Here is a 19,843-nt window from a genome sequence, read left to right as displayed (position 1 = left end):
GCCGAAAGTACTTGCATGGAGACGTGCTGGGAGGATAGGAAGTTGCCAGTTAGAGCCTTAGGCTCAATATAATGGAATATGGCGGCTATGGTGAAGCGGTCAACACGGCGGATTGTGGCTCCGTTATTGCGTGGGTTCGATCCCCACTAGTCGCCCCATTACCTTACAGGGGTATAGCTCAATTGGTAGAGTAGTGGTCTCCAAAACCATTGGTTGTGGGTTCAAGTCCTACTGCCCCTGCCATTATAGCTTTACTAGAGTAGATAGCCTAAGCTTTTCTCTTTTGATAATTTTAAATTTCATAATACGACATGGAGCGATACTCAAGAGGCTGAAGAGGACGGTTTGCTAAATCGTTAGGCGGTTCGCCGTGCGAGAGTTCGAATCTCTCTCGCTCCGCCACTTTAAAACTATTGCGATATTAGAATTTCTAATATCGCTTTTTGTATTTTATTGACTATAATCAGAAAAATAGTTATGATAGAAATAGGGCATATACTTTTCATTATTTTTGTTATTTTAATTAAAGGAGGTAAATATCATGAAAATATTGAAAATAACAACTAATTATTTTATGATGTTATTTATGGCTTGCGTATTTGTTTTAGGTTTTGCTAATATGCATTGTGTAGAAGCAGCAGATTTATATACTCCTACAAATTATTGGAATGATGATAAAAATTATCCATTAGCTTTTGCTCAAAATGGCGTAAGTAGATATGTTGATTTATCTTCAGCTAAAATTATTGAACAAAAAGAAAATGTTGAAGAGAATTCAAAAACGACAGTATTTGCGTATGACGTTATAATGGTTAATGGTGATATTACTACAAAGTTTAGTTATAAGACGATGATAAGATTTATAAATGATGAATTTTATATTGCTAGTGCAAGAGCAAATGGTGATGGATGGTTTCAATTGAGTGATCGTTCTTTTGATCAACCACAATATAATGCTACTTTGATTTTAGCGGACTATTTTGGTGTTGATAAATAATAAAAAATAAAGGAAAAGGCAGTTTATGAAATAAATCATAAACTGCTTTTTTTGTCTCCAAATAGATATGGTAAAATCTATAATTAAATTATAAATTATTAAAAATTTTTAAAGAAAAGAATCTCCGTATTACAATATAAGAGGTCTGGTAATCATATAAAATATAGGAGGTTCGTGTCAATGAATGAAATAAAAGTTTATCACATAGTAAATGGAGATATAAATATCATATTGTTTTTGCACTAAAATACCGCAGACAAGTTATTTATAAAAAATAAGAGTAGATATAAGAAAGATATACAGTTATGTGAAAAAAATAGAAATAATAGAAGCAGTTTGTTGCTGAAGTCATATCCATATGTTAGTGGCAATACCATAGCATTTGAGTGTAGTAGGATTTATGGGGTACTTAAAAAGTAAAAGTGGTTTGATGATATTTGATAAGCATGCAAATTTAAAATATAAGTATGAAAATAGACATTTTTGGTGCAGAGAATATTATGTAGATACAGTAGGAAAACGTGAAAATGCGATAAAAGAATATATAGACCCGTTTACAAGTAGTAATAGATGATAAGGTAAAAAAAGCCCCTCTTTGGGGCTTTGCCAGAGAGAAAAATGTGGGTATTAAGCTTATTTAGTGCATCTTTTAAGATGCAACCACAAGAGGAAAATCCTTATAGGGTTGGGCAACCACCAGTTTAACTGGTGGTTTTGATTTTAATGTGATTTTACGAACCATTTGAAGAAATGGAAGCTGATAATATTCGTTTTTTTTCCTCTAAATCTAATTCATATTCAACTATACGACGTTTTTCTTCTGGTGTTAATTTATGATCGGGTTTAGTCAATACTGGAATCTTTTCATTAATATTATCTGAAGTCAGGTTTCTTAATACTGAAAGAAAATTATGTCGATCTTTTTTAGGTAAATTAATATATTTAGTAATAAAGGAAATATCATCTATATTTAAATTATACTCGTCAACTATATTTTCTAAACTAGTAGTTATTTTATCATGTGTATTTTCAGATTGTATATCTTTATCATAAACTAGTGAATTTATATCAATGTTTAATGCATCAGTTATCGCAATAATAGTTCCAATTTTAGGATCTTTAATGACTGAAGATAATATTTTATTTAAAGTGCTTAAAGGTACACCTGATTTTTGAGAAAGCATTTCAGTAGTATAACCTTTTTCTTGTTTAATTTTTTTTATTTTTTCTAGTATAGGTTTAAAGGATGCCATAAATTATTATTCCTCCATTTAGGATTATTGAAATAGTATATCATTTATGATTTTTAGTGTAAAGTTGATGATTTTCTTAAAATTGAAAACCTCAATTTGATTTTTTCCAGAAATGGAAGTAAAATGGTACTAAAATATTCCATTTTTGGAAAAAGGTGGTGAGTGTATGTATAATAATTTAATTGCAGAAATGATAAAAAAAGGATATAAAGCAAAAGACATAGCATCAATATTAGCCAATTTGTTAGATTGTTCAGAAAAAACTATTGAAAGTAAATTAAAAAATATACAAGAATTTACATTTTCAGAAGTTATGAAAATAAATAAACAAATTTTTGACAATAAAATGGATTTGAAGTATTTATTTGCCACAAAATCTTATGATAATACTACATATCATAAACAATTTATTCAGAAAACACCGCCTTCCAAATGGTGGAATTAGAATCATAATTTATAAATATAAATGTAGATAAGTTTAGTTATTTATAAATTATTTAAATGCAACTAATAAAAATGGTTTTAGTAAATTAAACAACGAAAGCTATTTTTTAGTTGAATTATTTTATTCAAGGGGAGGGTAAACTTATGAATAAGATTTACAAAGTCATATGGAGCAAGGTAAAAAATCAATATGTAGTCGTATCGGAACTTGCTCATAGTAACGGAAAACAAAGTAGAACATCTAGAAATAGCATTCGTAGTCGTATTGCAGCACTTGTAGTATGCGGTGCTATAGCAGCATTTGGTGTGTTTAGTGCATTGCCAAATTCGGCATTTGCAGCAGAAATTGGAGGAACGGCTGAAGAGTCGCAGTATATTGCTATAGCTGTATCAGATCATAATGATAGACAGGGTGATAAAAGAAAATTTGGTGACTATACTTATCAACGTCAAACCGTTACTATAAATAATACAAAAAAGGAATATTGGGTACGTGAAGGATATGACATTAGTGTAGTTTATGATAAACGTTATGCAGGAGCAGATAATAGCTCGGCATATATTATTGATGCTAAGAAGAATGATCAATATAATCAATCATCAGATCAGGGACTGTTACAAGCGTATCAAACTACAACATCTAAAGGACAAATAACTACCCTTACAGGTGTTAATATTGAAGATTTAAATACAGGTGTATATGGTGGAGCATCTAATGCTGGTGGTGTAGATACACCAAGTGATTTTGGTTATCATATTAAGGTTAATAATCTTGATGGTGTATTTACCGTAGATGACGATGGATATATTAAAGTTTCTAATGACCTTGATGGAAGAGATTATGGTGCTGACCCAGGGGTGGATAAAAATACCAATTTTAGCACATATTTTAGTTATGATGTAACACTTGAAGATGATGGTACGTATTCATATACACATGATGGTGAAAAAGTAACAGTTCCTACAAATAAGGTATATTCTATTGGCGGTAAATTAGGTGTATTTACTGATGCTAAGGGTAATTTATATACAGGCGATGTTTATGGCGATCATAATGAAATCTTATTGAGTGCTGTAGGAGAAGGAAATCAAATATATTCCTATTGGGGTACTAAAGTTAATGATCCAACACAGACAATAGGTAATATGACTGTTCAAGACTATAATAGTGATAGAAAAAAATTACAAGACCAAGCAGCAGCATATCATGGTGATGATATTACAAATATTGCTGTAGGTGGAGCAAATAATAAGGGCACCATATCTTTAAATCGCGTAGGTATATATGATGAGCAAACTGGTGACTATACTTCAACAACTCCTGTACCAGGTACTATTACTATAACTAGTGAAGGCGGTACTGGTGGTAGTGGTGCAGAGCATGATGTTAAAATTAAATTCTCTAATACAGATGAACAGGGAGAACATTCATTTACTATAGATGCTGGTTCTAAAGTAGAAGGACTTAATAGTGAAGGAACTGCAACAGCTGGAGATACTCTAACAGGTATTAAAATTAACGGTGAAGAGTATCAACTTGGTGGTGGTAAAACATATAGTGCTGGCAAAGGTATAGATATTGATGAAAATAATAAAATATCAGTAGATAATGGAGCTGGCTTAGAATTTACATCTACTAATGATAATGCAGAATTAAAAGTAAAGGCTAATAAAGATAAAGGTATAACAGTTGATGGCAGTGGAGTGGCTGTTAATGCTGGAGATGGATTAGCATTTGAAACTCAAGAAGGCGAAGATAAAGGTAAGTTAAAAGTTAATGTTGGAGATGGCTTATCCATTACTAATGGTGAAGTAGTAAATAACTTCAAAGTAGAAGCAGATAAAAATGTTGCTGATGGAAGTGATGATAACTGGACAATAACAGATGGACAACAAAAATTTACAAATACAACATTAGTTAATGGAACTGTAGAAAAACGAGCAATACAAGATAATGCTTATGGTAGTGATTATTTAGTAAAAGATACAGATGGAAATACAGCAACACTTTATGATGTAGCAAGTGCAACAAAATTAAAAGAAGTAGCAGGCAATTCAGCAAATATTAACTTAGATAACATTACAACAAATGGACAAAATGTAATAAAAGATTTAGCAAAAGGTGTAGAAAAACATATTGCAACAGCAGGAGAAGTAGCATATCCAAGTGATGGATATAAAGTAGATAAGACTGCTCATACAGTGACATTAGTAGAAGCCAATGGCAATGGCGTTGCAACAGGAAAGAATGTTGTAATTAGTGATGTAGCAAGTGCAGAAGATTTAGGCAATTTAACAACTAAAGTTAATAATGGCTGGACTGTATCTGATGGAAATGACGGAACTACTGATTTTGCAGTGAAACCAGGAGAAACATTAACATTTAATGGTGATGATAATGTAACTGTAGAAGCAAAAGAACATGCAGTGAATGTTTCCTTAAAAGACAATATTACTTTAGGAGATAAAATTACATTAAGTGGTGAAAAAGGAACAGCTACTATTGGTGGAGTTAAGATAAACAATACGTATAGTGATGAAAATGGTAGTATAACTTCATCAACAATTGATGGACTTACTAATAAAGAATGGATTAGTACAGATACAAGTCAATATGCTGATTCTGGTAAAGCAGCAACAGAAGCTCAATTGCAGCAAGCTATAAGTACAGTTAATGGAAATATTAAGACATATAATGCTGGTAACGGTATAACTATTGATACTGATGATAATAACAAAATATCTGTTAATGCAGGTGATGGATTAACATTTGAAACTCAAGAAGGCGAAGATAAAGGTAAGTTAAAAGTTAATGTTGGAGATGGCTTATCCATTACTAATGGTGAAGTAGTAAATAACTTCAAAGTAGAAGCAGATAAAAATGTTGCTGATGGAAGTGATGATAACTGGACAATAACAGATGGACAACAAAAATTTACAAATACAACATTAGTTAATGGAACTGTAGAAAAACGAGCAATACAAGATAATGCTTATGGTAGTGATTATTTAGTAAAAGATACAGATGGAAATACAGCAACACTTTATGATGTAGCAAGTGCAACAAAATTAAAAGAAGTAGCAGGCAATTCAGCAAATATTAACTTAGATAACATTACAACAAATGGACAAAATGTAATAAAAGATTTAGCAAAAGGTGTAGAAAAACATATTGCAACAGCAGGAGAAGTAGCATATCCAAGTGATGGATATAAAGTAGATAAGACTGCTCATACAGTGACATTAGTAGAAGCCAATGGCAATGGCGTTGCAACAGGAAAGAATGTTGTAATTAGTGATGTAGCAAGTGCAGAAGATTTAGGCAATTTAACAACTAAAGTTAATAATGGCTGGACTGTATCTGATGGAAATGACGGAACTACTGATTTTGCAGTGAAACCAGGAGAAACATTAACATTTAATGGTGATGATAATGTAACTGTAGAAGCAAAAGAACATGCAGTGAATGTTTCCTTAAAAGACAATATTACTTTAGGAGATAAAATTACATTAAGTGGTGAAAAAGGAACAGCTACTATTGGCGGAGTTAATATTACTACAACTACAACTGATGGAAATACTTCATCAACTGTTACAGGACTTACAAATAAGACATTAACTGATGGAACGTTTGCAACAGTAGGAAGAGCAGCAACAGAAGAACAGTTACAAGCAGCAATGCAAGATATAGATAAAGGTAGCTATAAAGGTTGGAAAGTAACTACTAATAAAGGAACAAAAACAGCTGAAGTAGCAAGCACTGGAAGTGTAGATTTCTCCAATAATGATGAAAATATCATAGTAGGTCAAGATGGTACTAATTTAACATTTGATTTAAATGATAATATCATTTTAGGCGATGAATCTGGTACACGTATTCAATTAAATGGAAATCCACAATCAGATAGCATGATTTCTATTACTAATAAAGATAGTCATACAGTATTTAATGTTGCTAAAGATGGAACAGTTCTTAGTGATGGTGATATTATTGCTAAGGCTAATAGTGATAAGAAATACAGTTTATCTGAAGTTGGAGAAAATGCTGTTAGATATAATGAAGATAAGAGTACAGTAGCATTAGCTGGAACAAGTGGGACAACAATAACAAATGTTGCTAATGGTATTTATGAAACAGATGCAGTAAATGTTCGTCAGTTAAATGCTGTAGATAAAAAAGTAAATGATGGCTGGACTGCAAAAGTTGGCAATGATGAAATTAATGTTAGACCAAATGGTAAAGATGAAACTGGTAAAGATACATTAAGTTTTGCTGGCGATGATAATATTACAGTAACAGCAGATTCTGAAAATAATGCTATTAATGTAAAATTAAATCCTGTTGTAACTTTAGATGGAGATATAGAAGATAGTAATAAAGTTGTATTAGACGGTAATAATGGTACTATTAATGTGACTAATGTAAAAGAAAGTCATGGACATGGACCAGGTAGAACTACTACAAATGAATTTACTTTTGACAATAAAGGAGCTACTTTCACTAATATTACAGAAAAAGGACATCATGATCCAGTAGAATCTTCTACAAATATTAATGGTGGCACTATTACAACAGATACAGTTAAAGGTCTTGATAATACAACAATAGATTATGAAGGCTTTGCTACAGAAGGAAAAGCTGCAACAGAAGAACAATTACAACAAGCAGCAGCAGCTTCTAAGACAACAGTATCTAATGGTACAAATACTACTGTAACATCTGTAACAGATCCAACTGATGGACATGTTGATTATCAAGTAAATCTTAATGATAATGTATATTTAGGTGGAAACAATAAACCAGGTTCTAGTAACATTGAATTAGATGGAGAAAATGGAACTATTCAAGTAGGTTCTAATATTATTTTGGATAGTAAAGAGGCAAGAGCTGTTATTGGCGGAGTTGATATTAGTACTACTTTTGACGATATTGGCAAGAAATCTTCTACTATTACTGGTCTTTCTAATACTACTTGGGATACTGATAAAGTGGTTATTGATAGAGCTGCAACAGAAGGTCAGTTACAAATGGTATCTGATAAAGTAACTGCTGGATGGACTGCAACAGATGATGCTGGTAATAAGATTAATGTAAATCCAGAAACTCGTCCAACATTGAATTTTGCTAGTGGTAAAAATATAACTGTAAGTGCTGTTAATGATGAAGTTGAAGTATCATTAAATGATAACATTAATCTAAATGATAGAGTTTATATTAATGGAAAACCAGCAGAAGGAAATAATACAATTGTTGATGTAAAATCTAGTGATAAATCTAAAGAAGAATCTATATTTGCTGTAGAAGATAAAGGAAATGGTTCTATAAGCATTGGTGGCATTGATATAACAAATGAAAATGGTCCATATTTAGCTGTAGGCGATGGCAAATTAAAATTCTATAAAGATGGTGGTCTTTCTACTGGTAATGCAACAGGCACATTTAGCGTTAGACCAGATGGCGATTTAGAAATAAGTGGAAAGAATAGTTCATTTAATGTAGATGCTGAAACTGGTAATGTAAATGCTATAAATAGTAGTGGTTCTGCTATTATGATGAATGATGATAGTGTAGCTTTGAATGCTAGTGGAAATGGTGTAGTAGCATCTGATGAAGGTATTTTATTAAACACTAATGGAATTGATGAAGATATTAAATTAGTAACTAAAGGAACATCGGTATCAGTAGATAATGATGGTGCAACATTTACTAACACTAATACAAACGAAACTACAAATATCAATGGCGGAACTATTAATGTAGGCGACAGATTAATGGTTGAAGAAGATGGCAGTATATATGCTACAAACAACAATGGTTCAACTGTTATGATAAATGATAATGGTGTAGCTTTAAATTCTGAAGGAAATGGTGTAGCAATATCTGATGAAGGTATTACATTAAATACTAATGGAAGTACAGTAGCTGTAGATAGATTTAATGGAGCAACATTTACTAATACTAATACAACAGAATCTACAAATATTAACGGAGCTACCATTACAACAGGTACAGTTAAAGGACTTAAAAATACAACAATAGATTATGAAGGCTTTGCTACAGAAGGAAAAGCTGCAACAGAAGAACAATTGAAACAAGCAGCTGCTGCTTCTAAGACAACAATATCTGATGGTATAAATACTACTGTAACATCTACAGAAAAAGATGATGGACATGTTGATTATCAAGTAAATCTTAATAAAAATATTAATCTAAATGATAGAGTTTATATCAATGGAGATCCAGAAGAAGGAAATAATACAATTGTTGATATAAAATCTAGTGATACATCTAAAGAAGAATCTATATTTGCTGTAGAAGATAAAGGAAATGGTTCTATAAGCATTGGTGGCATTGATATAACAAATGAAAATGGTCCATATTTAGCTGTAGGCGATGGCAAATTAAAATTCTATAAAGATGGTGGTCTTTCTACTGGTAATGCAACAGGCACATTTAGCGTTAGACCAGATGGCGATTTAGAAATAAGTGGAAAGAATAGTTCATTTAATGTAGATGCTGAAACTGGTAATGTAAATGCTATAAATAGTAGTGGTTCTGCTATTATGATGAATGATGATAGTGTAGCTTTGAATGCTAGTGGAAATGGTGTAGTAGCATCTGATGAAGGTATTTTATTAAACACTAATGGAATTGATGAAGATATTAAATTAGTAACTAAAGGAACATCGGTATCAGTAGATAATGATGGTGCAACATTTACTAACACTAATACAAACGAAACTACAAATATCAATGGCGGAACTATTAATGTAGGCGACAGATTAATGGTTGAAGAAGATGGCAGTATATATGCTACAAACAACAATGGTTCAACTGTTATGATAAATGATAATGGTGTAGCTTTAAATTCTGAAGGAAATGGTGTAGCAATATCTGATGAAGGTATTACATTAAATACTAATGGAAGTACAGTAGCTGTAGATAGATTTAATGGAGCAACATTTACTAATACTAATACAACAGAATCTACAAATATTAACGGAGCTACCATTACAACAGGTACAGTTAAAGGACTTAAAAATACAACAATAGATTATGAAGGCTTTGCTACAGAAGGAAAAGCTGCAACAGAAGAACAATTGAAACAAGCAGCAGCTGCTTCTAAAACAACAATATCTGATGGTATAAATACTACTGTAACATCTACAGAAGAAGCAGATGGACACATTGATTATAAAGTAAATCTTAATGATAATATCACTTTAGGCAATGGTCAGAGTGCAATTACACTTAACGGTAGTCCACAAAATAGTGATGACCCAGCATTAAGTGTAGGTACTGATAAATTTGTAGTTGCTCAAGATGGTAGCTTGTCAGTAAGTGATAAATTTAATGTAGATGCTGAAACTGGTAATATATATGCTGCAAATAATAGTGGTTCTGCTATTATGATGAATGATGATAGTGTAGCTTTAAATGCTGGTGGAAATGGTGTAGTAGCATCTGATGAAGGTATTTTATTAAACACTAATGGATTTGATGAAGATATTAAATTAGTAACTAAAGGAACAACTGTATCAGTAGATAAAGATGGAACAACATTTACTAATGTTAATACAAATGAAACTACAAATATCGACGGTGGTACTATTAATGTAGGCGACAGATTAATGGTTGAAGATGATGGCAGTATATATGCTACAAACAACAATGGTTCAACTGTTATGATAAATGATAATGGTGTAGCTTTAAATTCCGAAGGAAATGGTGTAGCAATATCTGATGAAGGTATTTTATTAAATACTAATGGAATTAATGAAGATATTAAGTTAGTAACTAAAGGAACATCAGTATCAGTAGATAGTAATGGAACAACATTTACTAATACAAATACAAATGAAACTACAAATATCAACGGTGGTACTATTACAACAGATACAGTTAAAGGTCTTTCTAATACTACTTGGGATGATGAACTTGCAACACAAGTAGCAAACAGTGAAGAACTTCAAGGTACAGCTGCAACTCAAGGTCAATTACAAAAAGTACAGGAAGCATTAAATGATACAACAGAAATCGCTAATGCAGGTTGGAATGCAAAAGCTGGCGATAATACTATTAATGTAAAACCAGATCAGACTTTGAACTTTGAAGGTGACGGAAATATAACAGTAAGTGCTACTAGTGGAACAAGCAGTGAACTCAAATTTGGCTTAAATCATAATATCACTTTAGATAATATAGAAAATGCAAATACAATGCTTGTATTTAATACTGATGGAAAAAATGCTGATGGTATAAGCGGATATATTCCTGATAATTACAAAGATGATGAAGGTAAACTTAACAGCTTTATTGAAGAACATGGCGGATTCGCAATATATTATGCAAATCCATCAATTACAACTGGTGATATGACAGGTACATTTGGTGTAACAACAGATGGCGTAGTACATGCTAAAGATGTTATATCTTATGTTTCTGGTTCGGGTTCTAATCAGGAAGATACAATAAAATATAGCTTAAATGATGTTGGTGATATCGTAACACAGATTGCTCATGATACATTTACATCTCAATTAGGAGATAATAGCACGAATATGGAATATACTATAATTTCCAATTTCGCAAATGAAGCAGATAAAGAAAATCCATTTGCAACTGTAGATGGAGATGGTAATCCTATTTTAGATGAAAATGGTAATCCTATAAAACGTACTATTGGTTTAGCAGTTCGTGAAGATGGTGCAGTAATTATGGGCTCTGTTGTTAATACAGATGGTATAGAAGCAAGCGGTATTAGAATTAATGATCCTAATATTGGTGGAGAAAATACTATTACTGGTTTAGCTAATACAACATGGGCACCACCTGCATCAAGAAAAACTCGTGCAATAGATGATACAGAAACAAGTAAAGCTGCTACACAAGGACAATTAGATGATTTGTATAGTACAGTAGCTGCTTATGATATTAATGCAGATGGTACTGTTAATTATAACCATATTACTTTAGCAGGTGACGCTTATAGTTATGGACTTTCTAGATCTGCTGATGGAACACCTACAGGTGGTACAAGCATTACTAATGTAGCATATGCTTCTGGTAATGATGGCAGTGAAGCTGTAAACGTTGATTACCTCAATGATGCTATTAAAGATGCTGTTAAAGATGGTCCTGTCGCTAGTAATGAAAAACATTTAGACACAAGTAAGACTTATACACCAGATAAAACAACAGGTACAATTACTATCAATGAAGTTGATGGTACTGGAGCAGTAACAGGTAATCAGTTAGTTATTAACGATGTAGCAAGTAAAGCTGAACTTGATAGCTTGAAAACTAATGTTGGTGATCTTAACTATGACAAAGTAACTGGCGATAAACTTGTAAATGGTGACAGCGTAACTACTGCTATCGGTAAACTTGATAACAAGATTGATAATATCAGTGGTACAGCAACAAATGCAGATAATAATACTGTAACTGGTGGTACTATCAAAGATGACGGTACAATTTCCTTAACTCAAAAAGACGGCGATACAGTAGCTTTAGATGGCAAACTTACAGATAGTGGCGTTGTTCAGGATGGTACTAAATTTGATGGAGAAACTGGTACTTTAACAATTACAAGTCAAGACAAATATAACAAAGGAACAAGCTCTGTAACTGTAAGTGGTATTGCAAGTAAAGATGATATCGGAACTGTTACTGATACTATCGGTGTAACTTCCTCTGAAAAGCTTGCTGATAAATATAAAGATGCAGATAAAGATGGCAATGCAACTACAGCATATATCACTGATTCTAAAACTATGGTTGATGCAGACGTTGCTCTTGATCATGCAATTCAAGATGTTGCAAATACTAGCTACGCTAATGATATGATTTTAAGTAATCGTATTGATAACGTTGAAAATCGTTTAGGCGAAGTTGAAGAACGTATTGATAAAGTAGGTGCTATGGCTGCAGCTATCGCAAACCTCCGTACTATGGGATTTGATCCAGAAGCTCCAACTGAAATCGCTGTTGGCGTTGGTCAGTATAAGAGTGAAACAGGTATAGCAATCGGTGTATTCCATTATCCAAACCAAGACTTCATGCTCAGTGCAAGTCTTTCCACTTCTGGAGATGAAGTAATGGGTGGTATCGGTGCTACATGGAGACTCGGACGTAAATCCTCAGCTGAAAGAGCAAAAGATGAAGAAGCAAAACATCTTGAAAAAGCTGAAGAAATGAAAAAATTAGCTCAACAAGAAAAAGTAAAAGCACAAGCACAAAGACATGCAAAATTACTTGAAGAAAGACAACATGCTTCTCAGCAAAATGCTTAATTAGTGGTTAAAACTAAATAAAAACAAGGATAAGCGACAGATTTTCTGTCGCTTATCTAATAAGTAAAAAAATATAAAAAGAGGTATATCTTATTATGAAAAAAATATTATTTACTTTGACTTTAATTATGATGATGGCATTTAGTGGGTTATGTTTTGCTTCTGATGGAAATGATTTAAATAAAGAACAAAAGATAGCTGAAAACTTTATGGGAGTATTTACTAAAGAACAAGCACCAGAATACGCTATAGTCAGCAAGGATTTTTCCGATAATTTAAAGAAAAGTGTAAGTGAAAGAACATATAAAAAATTACCAGCAGAAATTAAAGAAAAATTTGGTAATGTTAAAAATGTAGATTTTCGTACATTTGAAAAACTTGGACAAGAAGACAGAATCACTTATATAGCTTCTTTTGATAAACAGCCTGTAGCAGCTATTGTTTTTATATTTGATCAAGATCAAAAATTAGTAAATTATATATTTGCTCCAATAGAACAACAAGTTGCTGAATAATTATTAGTTATAGGTAAAAAATATGGATATAATTAGAGATAATATGGGAATAATGAGTATTTTTGTATTGTGTATCTTAGTTATGGGAATTTTCTTTTTAAAACCTGTTAAACATGCGTCAGCTCAATCATCTAAAATGATCGGAAATTCTGATTTAGGAACAGTATATATTGATACAGATACTGTAGAAGCCGTAAAAAAAGATGGAAGATTTTATCTGATCGTATCAGCTGAAGAGCATTATAAAGAAAGTAATTTTTTAACAGAACTAAGAAAAGATGAAGATTTAAAAGATACCGTTTCATCTTTGACCTTATATATGTTTACAAATGATGGCAAATACTATTGCATGCCACAAAGATATTTAATAGACTCACAAGGTAAAGTTTGTGGAGATTTGGGTAGTAATATGCAAATGCAAATGGTCGATGATAAAATAATCAGTAAGATTTATACAAGTGCATTGAAAGTATTAGAGGATAAAAAGCGTTTTCAAAGAATGATGGAGAAATAAATGCATTTAAATAAAATATGCCCAGTTTGTCATCAATCTTTTGAAGCTAGAAGAAAAAATCAGATATACTGTACTTTTCATTGTCGAAAAAAACATCATAAAGAAACATATTATAGTAAAAATAGGGTTGTAGAAAATATAGATAGTAAAGAAGATACAGGAGTTATATTAAGACAATTTAAATGTAAAAAATGTCAGAAATTAGTAAATGTTGTAAGTAAACATGATAGGAGAACTATCTTTTGTTCGCCTCGTTGTGAAAAATTATATTGGAAACATCCTAAAAAAATAATAAATAAAATTTAAAGAAGAAGAGAAGAAATTAATATTTAATTTCTTCTCTTTTTTTTTAGCGGAAATATGATTGAATAATGGATAAAATGTATAAAAATCTCATATTTTTTACTAAAAATAATGTAAATATGTAAATTTTTTAAGCATTTTATGTTATAATGGAAAAGCGTATTATTTTAGTGAATTTCAGAGAAAGTGAGGAAGTGATGGTTTGAAAAATCTCAGTATGAGTGCCAAAGTTTTTCTTGGTTTTGGGATAGGTATTATCTTAGGGCTTATTTTTCAAAAAGACATTTTATGGTTACAACCAATAGGAGATTTATTTTTAAAACTCATAAAAATGATTGTTGTTCCAGTTGTATTTTTATCTATTATTAGTGGAATATCCAGTATAGGCGATATTGGTAAATTAAAACGCATAGGGACAAAGGTCGTTGGTTTTTATATCGTAACCACAGTTCTTTCTGCGATAATTGGGCTTATCGTAGCACATATCATGCAGCCAGGAGCAAACTTTGCAGTAAGCCAGATAGTCAATACAGGTGAAGCGATAAAACCAGCTGAGCCAATGACAGTGAGTCAAACTATTTTAAGCATGGTACCAGATAATCCGATAACAGCATTATCTACGGGTAATTTAATGCAAATCATTGTATTTGGCGTATTTGTTGGTATTGCGATCACTATTCTTGGCGATAAGGTAAAAAATGTTAAAAAGGTCATTGATGAAGCAAATACCATTATGTTTAAGATAACAGATATGGTGATGCAAGTAACACCATTTGGGGTAACAGCTTTAGTTGCTTGTAGCGTAGGTGAATACGGTTTATCTATTTTTAATATTTTAGGTAAATTTATTTTGACTCATTACATAGGTGCATTTTCTGTAGTTTTATTTATGTATGTATTCATAATTAAATATATTGCAAAGATTTCTTTAAAGGATTTCTTTACGAAAATTACAGAGATTTGGTTAGTAGCATTTAGTACGACTAGTAGTTCAGGTACATTACCTGTTAGTTTACGTGTTACTGAAGAAAAATTTAAAGTAAAAGATGAATTGGCATCATTTACTTTGCCTATTGGAGCAACTATCAATATGAATGGTATTGCTGTATATTATGCAGTTACAGTATTATTTGTAGCTCAAGTATATGGTGTAGAGCTTTCATTGATGCAGCAAGTCATGTTTATATTTATGACAACATTGATTTCTATCGGCACACCAGGTATTCCTAATAGTGGCATTGTTTTGACTATAATGTTACTTACGACAATGGGTCTTCCAGTAGAAATCATGGGCATGATAGTTGGTATTTTCCGCTTAATAGATATGATTCATACTGCACTTAATGTAACAGGTGATGTAGTTAGTACATTAGCTGTAGCACGTATTGAACATATGTATAAAGAATAAATATAAAGGTGGCTTTATCATGGGAAATGAAAATAATAAGATGAAGCGAGGGTTGAAAAATCGCCATATGCAGATGATTGCCCTAGGTACTTCTATCGGTACAGGATTATTTTATGGTTCTGCACCAACAATTAAATTAGTAGGTCCAGGTATTATTTTGTCATATGCTTTGGCAGGTATTTTCATCTTTTGTATCATGAGAATGGTTGGCGAAATGTCCGTAAAAGAACCTGTTTCAGGCTCATTTGTTTATTTTGCTAATAAATATTTAGGTCATTTTGCGGGTTATTTGGCAGGTTGGAATTATTGGTTTTTGTATTTATTAGTTTGCTTTGCTGAATTATCTGCAATAGCTATCTATGTCAATTATTGGATTCCAGATTTACCACATTGGATAACAGTTTTAGTATGTATTGTAGTAGTAACAACTGTGAATTTGATCAATGTAAAAACATTTGGTGAAGCAGAATTCTGGGCTTCATTTATCAAAATCTTAGCTATCTGTTGCATGATTGTATTTGGTTTTTATTTGATCTTCACTACTATGGGGCCATTTCCTGATAATTTTAGTAATTTATGGAAGAATGGCGGATTTTTCCCAAATGGTTCTTGGGGATTTGCTCAATCTTTAGCAGTAGTTATGTTCTCTTTTGGCGGTGTAGAATTGATTGGTATAGCAGCTGGTGAAGCTGAAAATCCTGAAAAAACATTGCCTAGAGCAATCAACGAAGTATTGCTTCGCATATTGATTTTCTACATTGGTACAATGGTAGTATTGATGAGCCTTGCTCCATGGGATGAAGTGGGTTTAAATGCTAGTCCATTTGTACAGATTTTCTCTAATATCGGTATTCCAGCAGCGGCAAATATCTTAAATTTCGTGGTAATTGTAGCAGCTCTTTCTGTATATAACAGTAGCTTATACAGTACATCTCGTATTTTGCACAATTTAGCCCAAAATGGTAATGCACCAAAAATATTTGCTTCTTTATCTCGTCGTGGTATACCAATGGTAGGCATTTTGGTATCTACAGCGATTTCTTTATTGCTTGTAATTTTAACTTATATTTTACCTGAAAAAGTTTTCATGTATTTATTATCAACAGTAGTTGCAGCACTTGTTATTACATGGGCAACTATTGCGATAACTCATATGAAATTTAGAATGAAATTCATAGAAGAAAATCGCTTAGATGAACTTCATTTTAAAGCATTTTTATTCCCTTATATTAATTATTTTTGTTTTATTTTCTTAGCCGCTATTGTAGTGATTATGTTCTTTATGGAAGATATGAGAATATCTTTGGGGGCATTAGTCGTTTGGGTAGCATTTATTTATACAACATATAAATTAAAAGCAAAAGTATAAATTAAGTATAAATTAAGATAAAGAGCATTGACTATGAATTTTATAAAGTAGTTGATGCTTTTTATCTGCTATTTTTATACATATTATGTGATATTTTTATAAGGTTTTTGAGTTTATTTATTGTAAGCTTGATAAGATAAATGATATTATATTATTTATGTTTTTAGATTTTATAAAAAAGGTGGATAGATATGGATAATAATGAACACAAAATGAAAAGGGGCTTAAAAAGTCGTCATATGCAGATGATTGCTTTAGGGGCTTCTGTAGGTACAGGTTTGTTTTATGGTTCTGCACCAACAATTAAATTAGTAGGACCTGGTATTATTTTATCGTATTTATTAGCAGGCATATTTATTTTCTTCGTCATGAGAATGTTAGGTGAAATGTCTGTAAGAGAGCCAGTGTCTGGTTCTTTTAGTTATTTTGCTGATAAATATTGGCATAAATTCGCTGGATATTTAGCTGGTTGGAATTATTGGTTTTTATATATGATAGCGGGTATGGCAGAGCTTACAGCGACAGCTACGTATGTTAATTTTTGGCTACCAGATTTTCCGCAATGGCTTACTATTTTAATTTGTATTTTAGTTATTATAACAGTTAACTTAATCAATGTAAGTTTTTATGGTGAATCAGAATATTGGGCTTCATTTATTAAAATAACAGCTATTTGCTGCATGATTATCTTCGGTTTATATTTAATATTCACTACTATGGGACCATTCCCTCAAAATTTCAGTAATTTATGGGTAAATGGTGGATTTTTCCCTAATGGTGCATGGGGTTTTGCAGCTTCTTTGGCAGTAGTTATGTTCTCTTTTGGCGGTGTAGATTTAATTGGGATAACAGCAGGAGAAGCTGAAAATCCTGAAAAAACTTTACCAAAAGCGATAAATCAAATTTTAATTCGTATTTTAATTTTCTATATTGGCACTATGGTAGTATTGATGAGTCTTTCTCCATGGGATCAAGTTGGTCTTCAAGGCAGTCCATTTGTACAGATTTTCTCTAATATTGGTATTCCAGCAGCAGCTAATATTTTAAACTTTGTTGTATTAGTAGCAGCTTTATCTGCATATAATGGTATTTTATATGGTACATCTCGTATGCTCTATGGTTTGGCAAAAGAAGGAAATGCCCCTAAGATTTTCGCTTCCTTATCTCGCACTGGTATACCAATGGTAGGTATCTTAGTATCTGCTGTTGTCGGAATAATTCTTGTAATAATGACATATTATTTCCCTAAAGAATTATTTATGTATTTATTATCTATTGTTGTAGCAGGTTTAATCATCAGCTGGTTTATCATCACTATCACTCATATGAAATTTAGAATAAAATTCACTCGTGAAAATCGTTTGGATGAGCTTAAATTTAAATCTTTACTTTATCCATACACAAATTATTTTTGTATTTTGTTCTTAATTGCTGTAGTGGTGATTATGACACAAATACCAGATATGTTGATATCTATAATTGTTTTACCTATTTGGGTAGTCTTTATTTATATAACATATTTATTTAAAAATAAACATTAAGATATTAAGAGGTTAAAATCATGAATTTAAATGCAATTCATCATGTGGCAATTATCGTATCTGATTATGCAAAATCTCGTCATTTTTATGTGGATTTATTGGGGTTTGAAATAATTAGAGAACATCATAGAAAAGATAAAAATGATTATAAATTGGATTTGAAATTGGGCAGTTGTGAGTTGGAGATTTTTGGCAAAGCCGATGCTCCTAAACGCGTCAATAATCCTGAAGCTTGTGGCCTTAGACATTTAGCTTTTAAAGTTGATTGTATAGAAGATACAGTAAGTGAATTATCTAGTCTTGGTATTGAATGTGAACCGATAAGATGGGATGATTTCACGCAAAAGAAAATGACATTTTTTAAAGACCCTGATGGATTGCCATTGGAATTGCATGAATAATACTATAAAATAAGCAGAAAAGAGATTTATTAAATGATAAATCTCTTTTTTCTTTCTAATAATCTTTTAATCTAGCTTTAATATATTTCTTATTGAATATATTCATTTAAGATGATATTATAAGATTAATGAATATATTCAATGGAGGTTGAATTTATGATGAAGAAAGTTAGAATTTTATTGATGATGGTATTATGCTTAGCATTTGCTTCTACAGCTGCATTTGCTGCTTCTGCAAATAAAGCAATAGATGATGTAGTTAGTATGCATGGTCAGATTGTAGCTATTGATGATGATATGATTACAATAAAAGATACAAATTCTGATAATACAGTAGCTTTAATCGTGCGTTGGGATACTGAAATTTTAAATGGTAGAAATGGTGAAGATGTAGACCTTAACCGTTTGCATGTAGGTGATGAATTAACAGCATATTATAGCTCTATATCTACTCGCAGTCTTCCACCACAAAGTAAAGCATATGCACTTGTAATGGGCAATGGTCAGCATGATGGAATTTATATGCAAGTCAATAAAGTTGAAAAAGTAAAAAATGGTGTTAGAATTTTAAATTCTAATGAAGATATGTTCGTTACAATTCCAGAAAATGTAGAAGATGACGCTAAAGAATTAAAACAAGGCGATAAAGTTTTAGTATGGTATGATTTTGTAGCAATGAGTATGCCTGGACAAGCTACAGCTACAAAAGCTGTTATCTTAGATTAAGGATAGTGTGGCTAAAATAATAAAAGTCTTATTATTTTAGAGAATATAAATATGAAAAAGACTTCCTGTAGTTTAT

General features: G+C 31.6%; 11 protein-coding genes, 3 tRNA genes and 1 pseudogene. 14 read left to right on the top strand and 1 reads right to left on the bottom strand.

Annotation, left to right across the window (positions count from 1 at the left end):
• Positions 1-81: 81 nt before the first annotated feature.
• From Q5I67_RS07000 to tnpA, 5 genes and pseudogenes are all read left to right on the top strand, one after another.
• Positions 82-158 (top strand) — tRNA-His (locus Q5I67_RS07000).
• Positions 159-167: 9 nt separating this feature from the next.
• Positions 168-243: transfer RNA gene (locus Q5I67_RS06995), tRNA-Trp, on the top strand.
• A 70-nt stretch (positions 244-313) separates the two neighbouring features.
• A tRNA-Ser gene (locus Q5I67_RS06990) sits at positions 314-402 on the top strand.
• A gap of 139 nt (positions 403-541) precedes the next feature.
• The gene (locus Q5I67_RS06985; protein ID WP_302486847.1) at positions 542-997 is read left to right on the top strand and encodes a hypothetical protein; all 456 of its coding nucleotides are present in this window, start codon (positions 542-544) and stop codon (positions 995-997) included.
• Between the two features lie 230 nt (positions 998-1,227).
• Positions 1,228-1,523: pseudogene (gene tnpA, locus Q5I67_RS06980) on the top strand (IS200/IS605 family transposase); the annotation flags it as partial.
• Positions 1,524-1,728: 205 nt separating this feature from the next.
• On the opposite strand, the gene Q5I67_RS06975 reads toward tnpA, so the two are convergent.
• Positions 1,729-2,250 (bottom strand): helix-turn-helix transcriptional regulator, encoded by a 522-nt coding sequence (locus Q5I67_RS06975; RefSeq protein WP_302486846.1) that lies wholly within the window; start codon positions 2,248-2,250, stop codon positions 1,729-1,731.
• 166 nt (positions 2,251-2,416) lie between these two features.
• Here Q5I67_RS06975 and Q5I67_RS06970 point away from each other — a divergent pair, with 166 nt between their 5' ends.
• From Q5I67_RS06970 to Q5I67_RS06930, 9 genes are all read left to right on the top strand, one after another.
• Entirely contained in the window at positions 2,417-2,695 is a 279-nt protein-coding gene (locus Q5I67_RS06970) for a hypothetical protein (protein WP_302486845.1), read from the top strand.
• A 143-nt stretch (positions 2,696-2,838) separates the two neighbouring features.
• Positions 2,839-12,990 carry an ESPR-type extended signal peptide-containing protein gene (locus Q5I67_RS06965; RefSeq protein WP_302486844.1) on the top strand — a complete coding sequence of 3,384 codons (10,152 nt, stop codon included), beginning with the start codon at positions 2,839-2,841 and terminating at the stop codon, positions 12,988-12,990.
• Between the two features lie 95 nt (positions 12,991-13,085).
• Positions 13,086-13,505 carry a DUF3887 domain-containing protein gene (locus Q5I67_RS06960; RefSeq protein ID WP_302486843.1) on the top strand — a complete coding sequence of 140 codons (420 nt, stop codon included), beginning with the start codon at positions 13,086-13,088 and terminating at the stop codon, positions 13,503-13,505.
• A gap of 22 nt (positions 13,506-13,527) precedes the next feature.
• On the top strand, positions 13,528-14,019 hold the full coding sequence (locus tag Q5I67_RS06955) for a hypothetical protein (RefSeq protein ID WP_302486842.1): 492 nt from the start codon (positions 13,528-13,530) through the stop codon (positions 14,017-14,019).
• A 505-nt stretch (positions 14,020-14,524) separates the two neighbouring features.
• Positions 14,525-15,730, top strand: coding sequence for a dicarboxylate/amino acid:cation symporter (locus Q5I67_RS06950; RefSeq protein ID WP_302486841.1), 1,206 nt, complete (start codon positions 14,525-14,527; stop codon positions 15,728-15,730).
• A 19-nt stretch (positions 15,731-15,749) separates the two neighbouring features.
• The gene (locus Q5I67_RS06945; RefSeq protein ID WP_296899065.1) at positions 15,750-17,099 is read left to right on the top strand and encodes an amino acid permease; all 1,350 of its coding nucleotides are present in this window, start codon (positions 15,750-15,752) and stop codon (positions 17,097-17,099) included.
• Between the two features lie 191 nt (positions 17,100-17,290).
• Entirely contained in the window at positions 17,291-18,640 is a 1,350-nt protein-coding gene (locus Q5I67_RS06940) for an amino acid permease (RefSeq protein WP_302486840.1), read from the top strand.
• Between the two features lie 20 nt (positions 18,641-18,660).
• Entirely contained in the window at positions 18,661-19,041 is a 381-nt protein-coding gene (locus Q5I67_RS06935; RefSeq protein WP_302486839.1) for a VOC family protein, read from the top strand.
• A gap of 156 nt (positions 19,042-19,197) precedes the next feature.
• Positions 19,198-19,767 carry a DUF3221 domain-containing protein gene (locus Q5I67_RS06930; protein ID WP_302486838.1) on the top strand — a complete coding sequence of 190 codons (570 nt, stop codon included), beginning with the start codon at positions 19,198-19,200 and terminating at the stop codon, positions 19,765-19,767.
• Positions 19,768-19,843 lie beyond the last annotated feature (76 nt).

This window comes from uncultured Megamonas sp. (assembly GCF_958438645.1).
Taxonomy (GTDB): domain Bacteria; phylum Bacillota; class Negativicutes; order Selenomonadales; family Selenomonadaceae; genus Megamonas.
This window is presented reverse-complemented; position numbering and strand designations above follow the sequence as displayed.

Excerpts from the sequence above, each read along its gene's own strand:
- Q5I67_RS06940 (WP_302486840.1), top strand. The coding sequence starts at position 17,291 with ATGGATAATAATGAACACAAAATGAAAAGGGGCTTAAAAAGTCGTCAT.
- Q5I67_RS06960 (WP_302486843.1), top strand. The coding sequence starts at position 13,086 with ATGAAAAAAATATTATTTACTTTGACTTTAATTATGATGATGGCATTT.
- Q5I67_RS06965 (WP_302486844.1), top strand. The coding sequence starts at position 2,839 with ATGAATAAGATTTACAAAGTCATATGGAGCAAGGTAAAAAATCAATAT.
- Q5I67_RS06970 (WP_302486845.1), top strand. The coding sequence starts at position 2,417 with ATGTATAATAATTTAATTGCAGAAATGATAAAAAAAGGATATAAAGCA.
- Q5I67_RS06955 (WP_302486842.1), top strand. The coding sequence starts at position 13,528 with ATGGATATAATTAGAGATAATATGGGAATAATGAGTATTTTTGTATTG.
- Q5I67_RS06975 (WP_302486846.1), bottom strand. The coding sequence starts at position 2,250 with ATGGCATCCTTTAAACCTATACTAGAAAAAATAAAAAAAATTAAACAA.
- Q5I67_RS06935 (WP_302486839.1), top strand. The coding sequence starts at position 18,661 with ATGAATTTAAATGCAATTCATCATGTGGCAATTATCGTATCTGATTAT.
- Q5I67_RS06985 (WP_302486847.1), top strand. The coding sequence starts at position 542 with ATGAAAATATTGAAAATAACAACTAATTATTTTATGATGTTATTTATG.
- Q5I67_RS06945 (WP_296899065.1), top strand. The coding sequence starts at position 15,750 with ATGGGAAATGAAAATAATAAGATGAAGCGAGGGTTGAAAAATCGCCAT.
- Q5I67_RS06930 (WP_302486838.1), top strand. The coding sequence starts at position 19,198 with ATGATGAAGAAAGTTAGAATTTTATTGATGATGGTATTATGCTTAGCA.